General features: G+C 66.0%; 6 protein-coding genes and 1 pseudogene. 3 read left to right on the forward strand and 4 right to left on the reverse strand.

What is annotated here, in order from left to right:
• Positions 1–285, forward strand: a 285-nt coding sequence (locus tag JNN06_RS08125; RefSeq protein WP_291239090.1) for a metalloregulator ArsR/SmtB family transcription factor, incomplete at its 5' end; no start/stop codon positions are given.
• 51 nt (positions 286–336) lie between these two features.
• On the opposite strand, the gene JNN06_RS08130 is transcribed toward JNN06_RS08125, so the two are convergent.
• Positions 337–1,602: a calcium-binding protein gene (locus tag JNN06_RS08130; RefSeq protein ID WP_291239091.1), complete on the reverse strand. Its 1,266-nt coding sequence runs from the start codon at positions 1,600–1,602 to the stop codon at positions 337–339.
• A gap of 434 nt (positions 1,603–2,036) precedes the next feature.
• Here JNN06_RS08130 and JNN06_RS08135 point away from each other — a divergent pair, with 434 nt between their 5' ends.
• The gene (locus JNN06_RS08135) at positions 2,037–4,568 is read left to right on the forward strand and encodes a calcium-binding protein (protein WP_291239092.1); all 2,532 of its coding nucleotides are present in this window, start codon (positions 2,037–2,039) and stop codon (positions 4,566–4,568) included.
• A gap of 63 nt (positions 4,569–4,631) precedes the next feature.
• On the opposite strand, the gene JNN06_RS08140 is transcribed toward JNN06_RS08135, so the two are convergent.
• Both JNN06_RS08140 and JNN06_RS08145 read right to left on the reverse strand, forming a co-directional pair.
• Positions 4,632–4,880 carry a DUF2312 domain-containing protein gene (locus JNN06_RS08140; RefSeq protein WP_291239093.1) on the reverse strand — a complete coding sequence of 83 codons (249 nt, stop codon included), beginning with the start codon at positions 4,878–4,880 and terminating at the stop codon, positions 4,632–4,634.
• A 100-nt stretch (positions 4,881–4,980) separates the two neighbouring features.
• The gene (locus JNN06_RS08145; RefSeq protein ID WP_291239094.1) at positions 4,981–5,619 is read right to left on the reverse strand and encodes a malonic semialdehyde reductase; all 639 of its coding nucleotides are present in this window, start codon (positions 5,617–5,619) and stop codon (positions 4,981–4,983) included.
• A 167-nt stretch (positions 5,620–5,786) separates the two neighbouring features.
• On the opposite strand from JNN06_RS08145, the gene JNN06_RS08150 reads away from it, so the two are divergent.
• Entirely contained in the window at positions 5,787–6,002 is a 216-nt protein-coding gene (locus JNN06_RS08150; protein WP_291239095.1) for a hypothetical protein, read from the forward strand.
• A gap of 8 nt (positions 6,003–6,010) precedes the next feature.
• On the opposite strand, the pseudogene JNN06_RS08155 reads toward JNN06_RS08150, so the two are convergent.
• A pseudogene (locus JNN06_RS08155) lies at positions 6,011–6,628 on the reverse strand (hypothetical protein); the annotation flags it as partial.

The following is a 6,628-nucleotide window of genomic DNA, read 5'->3' on the forward strand; positions in this document are numbered from 1 at the left end:
ATGCTGATGCGGGCCACCGCTGCCGCCGCCTTTCTCAAGGCGCTGGCGCATGAGGGGCGGCTGATGATCCTGTGCCATCTGCAATCGGGCGAGAAATCGGTGAGCGAGCTGGAGGCGCTGCTGTCGTCGCGGCAGGCCGCCGTCAGTCAGCAACTGGCGCGGCTGCGGCTGGAGGGGCTGGTCAGTTGCCGCCGCGAAGGCAAGGTGATGTATTATTCGATCCAGGACCCCAAGGTCGCCACGGCCATCGGCATGGTTTACGAGATGTTCTGCAAACCAGCCTGACGGGGGCCCTGCCGCCCCCGCACGCCCGCGCTGGCCCCCGCGCTGAACCCGTCAGCCCACCGAGGGCGACCAGCCGAACAGATCGCCCAGATCTGCCGCGCTCCAGCCGGTGAAGGTGATCGAGCCTGCGCCCGCCGCGAAATCCAGCCGCGCCCCGCCCGCGCTGTCGGTAAAGGTCACGCCGCTGGCCGCGATGTAATCCGACAGGCCCAGCAGCCCCACCACCACCGCCTCGCCCGCCTCGTAATCCTCGATGACGCAATCGGCGCCCCGCCCGGCTTTCAGCCCGAAGAACTCGAAACTGTCGGCGCCGATGCCGCCTGCCAGCGTGGTATCGCCGCCGCTGCCCAGACGGGCTTGCAGGAAATCGGACCCGGCACCGCCAAACAGCGCCGAGCTGCGGTCGCCGCTATAGAGCAGATCGGCGCCCTCATTGCCAAACAGCGTATCCTGTCCGCCATGACCATAAAGCGAGTCATTGCCCTCGTCGCCGATCAGCAGGTCATTGCCGTCATTGCCGCCCAGATTGTCATGGCCGCGCCCGCCCAGAAGCGTGTCATGGCCAAGGCCCCCCACCGCCAGATCATTGCCATCGGCCCCATCCAGAACATCGCTGCCCAGCCCGCCAAAGATGCGGTTCTGCGCGCCATCCCCGATGATGGTGTCATGGCCGGTCAGGCCAAAGAACCGGAACAGGGCCTCGCTGTCCGGCCCGTCCAGGATCAGCCCGTCGCCGGTGATCAGCGAGAAGAACAGCTGCGTGCCCTGGATGGTGATATAGCTGCCCGCATTCACCACCGAGGCCGCCGAGGCGCCATCCACCGTGAAGGTATCCACCCCCAGCTGGAAATCCGCCAGAACGGTTTCGGAATAGCTGGCGGCGCTGGCGAACTGGATCTGGAACGTATCCGCCCCCTCGCCGCCAAACAGCCATTTCAGCCCGCCGACATTCTGCCGCGCGGCCAGGATGTCATTGCCCGCGCCGCCCACCAGCGTGGACTCGCCGGTGCCGCTTTGCAGCAGGTCATCCCCCGCGCCGCCAAAGATCAGGTCGCGCCCGTCGCCGCCATAAAGGCTGTCGCGCCCCTCGCCGCCCAGCAGGGTATCATTGCCATTGCTGCCCGCGATCAGGTCATTGCCCGCGCCGCCATCGAGGTAATCGCCCCCAGCCGCCCCCGAGAGAAAATCATGCCCATCGCCGCCATAGACCAGATCGGCCCCGGAGCCGCCGGTCAGGGTATCGGCAAGGCCGGTGCCCGGCAAAATCTGGGCGAAAAGGCCGGTGGGGGCGGGAATGGCAGGGGGAAGCAAAGGCATGGGCGGGAACTCCGGGATGAAATGACACACGCACTGCCCGGATGCCGCAGGTTCTTTGCCCAGGGTCACGGCAAAAGGTTAACGCCTTGAAGCCACGATTCGCTAGGCAACATTGCCAGATTGTGACGAAATATTGTTTTCGATATGGAGAAACAGTGGATTTGCGGATTTCTTGTCTGCAACACGCCGCAAGCCCTTGAATATATGGAATTCCATACCTGCCCCACGGAAAGGATCGGCGCAATTCCGCCCCGGATGACGGCCATAAACGAAAGTTTGCGCCGCCATTGCGAAAATAAACTTCCGGGGGCTGGCCCCGTTAACCTTTCTGGGGCAAGACGTCGGAGCCATTTCCGGCGCACCTGCCCGCGGCCCCGCACCGAAGCAAAGCCGCATTCCCTCTGGTTGCCTTGCGATTTTAACGGAGCATGACGATGCCTGACGTTCCCGGCGGTATCACGTCCACATACACCCTGCCGACCAACGGCCTATTGAACGATCCCAATATCACGGTTCTGGAAGCCGATGACGATGTGGATTACTTCCGCATCACCCTGACGGCAGGCATGACCTATGACTTCATGCTGAACGCGCTGGCGACCGGCGGGGCCGACATGCAGTTCCAGCTGATGAACGCGCTGAATGCCGGGCTCAGCAGCAACTGGAACGACGGCAACCGCTTCGGCTTTACCGCCACGGAAACCGGCACCTATTACATCGCCATCCGCGACACCTATAGTTATGACGATGCGGGCGAAGGTGGCTATGCCATCACCGTGACCGGAAATGACGACGTGGCCAGCACCATGGCGGCCACCACCACCTCGATCACCGCCTCCGGCAACAGCAGCTGGACGCTGGGGCAGGCCACCGACGAGGATTGGTTCCGCGTCACCCTGCGCGCGGGCTACAGCCATGATTTCCGCCTGGCCGCAGGCACGGCGGGCGGGGCCGACATGCGCCTTGAGGTCTACGACTCGCTGGGCAACCGCATCACCTATGATACCGATGGCGGCAGCGTCAGCCTCTCGCCCACCGAGGGCGGCACCTATTTCATCCGCGTCATGGATGAATACGACTATGACCAAAGCGCCGAGGGCACCTATACCATCACCGCCAGCCTGAATGACGATGTGATGGACAGCGATGCCTCCATGGCAGCCATCACCAGCAGCGGCGATCTGACCCGCACGCTGGGCCAGTCGAATGACGAGGACTGGTTCCGCGTCACCATGCGCGCGGGCTATGCCTATGATTTCAGCCTGACCGCCGCCAGTGCGGGCGGCGCGGATATGCGGATCGAGATCTACGATTCGCTGGGCAACCGCCTGACCTATGACACCGATGGCGGCACTGTGGGCGTCACCCCCTCTGCGGGCGGCACCTATTTCATCCGCGTGCTGGACGAATACAGCTATGATGACGCCGCCGAAGGCAGCTACACCATCACCTCGCGGCTGAATGACACCATTCTGGGCAGCGCCGCCACCACCAATGTCATCGCGGGCTCCGGCACCATTGCCTCCGACCTCGCGCAGTCGAACGATGCCGACTGGTTCAGGGTCTCGCTGGTGGCCGGGCGCAGCTATGGCTTTGCGCTGGCAGGCGATGGCGGCGCGCTCAGCCTCGATGATGGCACGGTGGAAATCCGTGACGCCAATGGCGCGTTGATCGACACCGATTACACCGGCGGCACCGCCACGGTGACCCCGGCAACCGGCGGCACCTATTACATCGTGGTCAAGGATGGCGACATCTATGACGACCGGGGCGAAGGCAATTACCGCCTGACCGCGCAGATGAGCGACACGGTGGTGAGCAACACCACGACCACCGCGCGTCTGGCGTTGAATGGCAGCGTGGCCTCGGCGGTCGATGCGCCGCATGATACGGACTGGTTCCGGGTCTCGCTTCAGCAGGGGCTGAGCTACGGCTTCACCATCACCGGCACCGGCACCACGCGCCTCTCCGACCCCGACATCTATCTGCGCGACACCAATGGCGCCGATATCCTTGTCTGGGGCGACAACAACGTGAACCCCTCCTCCACGATCAGCTGGACGGCCGATCAGGCGGGCACCTATTTCGTGCAGGCGGGTAATATCAACGAAACCGATCGCGGCAGCTATCGGATCGTCTCGGTGGCCACCGACACGGTGCGCAACGACACCCGCACCGCCGCGCAGGTGCTGGATGGCGAGCGGATCAGCGGCAAGGTGGATGTCTCGGGCGATGCCGACTGGTATGGCGTGCGGCTGGTCGCCGGGCGTGAATACACCTTCACCCTGGCAGGCAATGGCGCCGCTCCGCGTCTGGGCGACCGCACGCTGGGGCTGTATGACGAGACCGGCACGCTGGTCACCAGCTATTCCAGCTCGGGCAGCCAGGCCTCGGTCATCACCTTCGAGGCGACCGAAAGCGGCACCTATTACCTCGGTGCCCGCGGCTTCTCGGACAGCACCGGCAATTTCACCCTGACGGTGCTGTCCGATGCCCTGCGCTTTGTCGGCAATGGCGCGGCCAATGTGCTGACCGGCAACCGTCTGGCCAATGTGATGCTGGGCAATGGCGGCGCCGATGTGATCAGCGGGCAGGCAGGCAATGACCTGCTGAAAGGCGGCCTTGGCAAAGACCTGCTGCGCGGCGATACGGGACGCGACAAGCTGTTCGGTGAGGCCGGGGCCGATACGCTCAGCGGCGGGGCGGGCAATGACCAGCTGACCGGCGGCGGCGGCACGGACCGCTTTGTTTTTGCCCGCAATGGCGATGATGATGTGATCCGCGATTTCGCCAATGATGTGGATACGATCAGCCTCGTGGGCCTGGGCGTGCGCACGGTGACGCAGGCTCTGGCGCGGGCCGTGCAGCTGGGCGATGACGTGCTGTTCGATTTCGGCCGGGGCGACACGCTGCGGGTGGAAGACACTACGCTGAGCGCCCTGCGCGACGATCTGGTCTTTGGCTAAGCCCAGGACGCCATCAAAAAAGGGGCCCTGCGGGGCCCCTTTGCCGATCCCGCGACGCGGGGATCAGGTCATGCCAAGCGCCTGCTTGTAAAGTTCGAGGATAGCCTCTTCCTCGGCAATGTCATCGGCCTTGCGCTTGCGCAGCGCGATGATCTTTTTCAGCACCTTGGTGTCATAGCCCCGGCCCTTGGCCTCGGCCATCACCTCTTTTTGCTGTTCGGTGATGTCTTTCTTCTCGGCTTCCAACTGCTCGTAACGCTCGATGAACTGGCGCAGCTCGTCGGCGGTGACGTTATAGGGATCGTCGCTCATCTGTCTCTTGCCTCTCGGATCGGCCGTCGGATCGGCCCTTGCCTCTGCGTCCTTCCCTGCCCTTTCACATGCGGGCGGTCAAGGCCGGGCCGGGCTGCGGTTACAGAGTTTCGGTCATCTCGGCGATCTCCAGCCGGGGCGCGCGCGGGCGCACCCGGGCCGCATCGCCATAGCCCAGATTGAGCAGCAAAAGCGGCAGCCAGGGCCGCGCCTGTGCAAATTCCGCCGTCAGCGCCCCGGCATCAAACCCGCCCATCGGGCCGCAATCAAGGCCAAGCGCCCGGGCCGCCAGAATGACATAGCCCGCCTGCAAGGCCCCGTTGAGCCGCGCCGCCGCCAGCGCCGCCTCGGGCGCGCCGACATAGCTGCCCATGGGATCGGCCATATGCGGCGCCAGTTTGGGCAGGTTTTTCCAGAATTCCGCATCGGCCCACAGAATGCCCGTCACCGGCGCCGCGATCGTCTTGGCGCGGTTGCCCTCGGACAGGCAGGGCGCCAGCCGCGCCTTGGCTTCGCCAGAGGCGACCCAGGTGATCCGCAGGGGCTGGCCGTTCAGCGCGGTCGGCGCCATGCGCGCCAGCGCCACCACCTCCTCCAGCAGGGCGGGCGCCACCGGGCGATCCTGCCAGCCATTATGGGTATGGGCCGCGCGAAAGAGCAGGTCCAGCCCCGCCCCCGGCAGCGCCGCCATCGCCGCCCGCGCTGCCGCAATCTCCGCCATCACCGCCGGATCCGCCATCCTCTTGCCCCCTGACCTGACCTTTTGCAGACTTGCCAGCGCGCTTTGGCTCGGCTAGGCCAAGACAGCCGCGCAAGGCGCGCGGCAAAGGCAACATGAATTTCCGCCAGCGGCAAGGGGCTTTTCCCCGGCACAAGGACAGGAAACGAACGGCAGGGGACGGCAGGATGGACTGGCTGGTGGCAATCGGAGCCGCGATTTCGCTGATCGGCATCGCAGGGCTGATCTGGTGCGTGCTGATGGCGCTGAACGCCCGCAAATCCGCCCCCAGCGAAGACATCATGCGCGAGCGTCTGCAAAAGGTCGTGCTGCTGAACATGGGCGCGCTCGGGGTTTCGGCCCTCGGGCTGATGATCGTGGTGACCGGCATCCTGCTGGGCTGAGGCCCACCTCAGCCGAGGCTGGCGAAGCGCGCGCCCTTGCCCGCCAGACCGGCCAGAACCGGCGCCATGCCCCAGATCTCCGGCGCCTCCTCGGCCCATTGCTCCAGATCGCGGCGCAGGATCATGACGCCGCGCCGGTCGGCCCAGAACATCGGCCCGCCCTCCCATCGCGGAAAGGCCTGCGCGGCCACCATGGCGAAATCAATCTCGTCGGGGCTTTCCACCAGCCGGTGCCCCAGCAGGCGCGCGCCCTCATTGGCCATGGCCGACAGCACGCGCGGCACCACCTGCCGCCCCGGCGGGCCTGCGGCCACCGCGCCCTCTGGTGCCAGCTGTGGCAGGCCAAAGCCCGCCAGCGCCGCCGCCACCGCCGCCTCCGGCTCGCCCTGCATCACCAGATGCGCCACCGCCGCGCGCCCCGCCGCCACGATCCGCGCCACCACACCCCCCGGCACCCCGCAGCGCAGCACCGCAAGGCCCAGCTTGCGCGCCAGCACCTGCGCTTGCAGCACCTGTGCCGGGGCAGTGCCGGGCGCCACGACCAGCTCGGCCAGCCGCCCGCCCGCCGGGCGGAACCCCAGCAGATCGGCGCCGCGCGCCCCCGGCTCCACCGCGCCGCGCCCGAT

Source organism: Gemmobacter sp. (assembly GCF_016792925.1).
In the GTDB taxonomy this organism is placed as follows: Bacteria; Pseudomonadota; Alphaproteobacteria; order Rhodobacterales; family Rhodobacteraceae; genus Gemmobacter.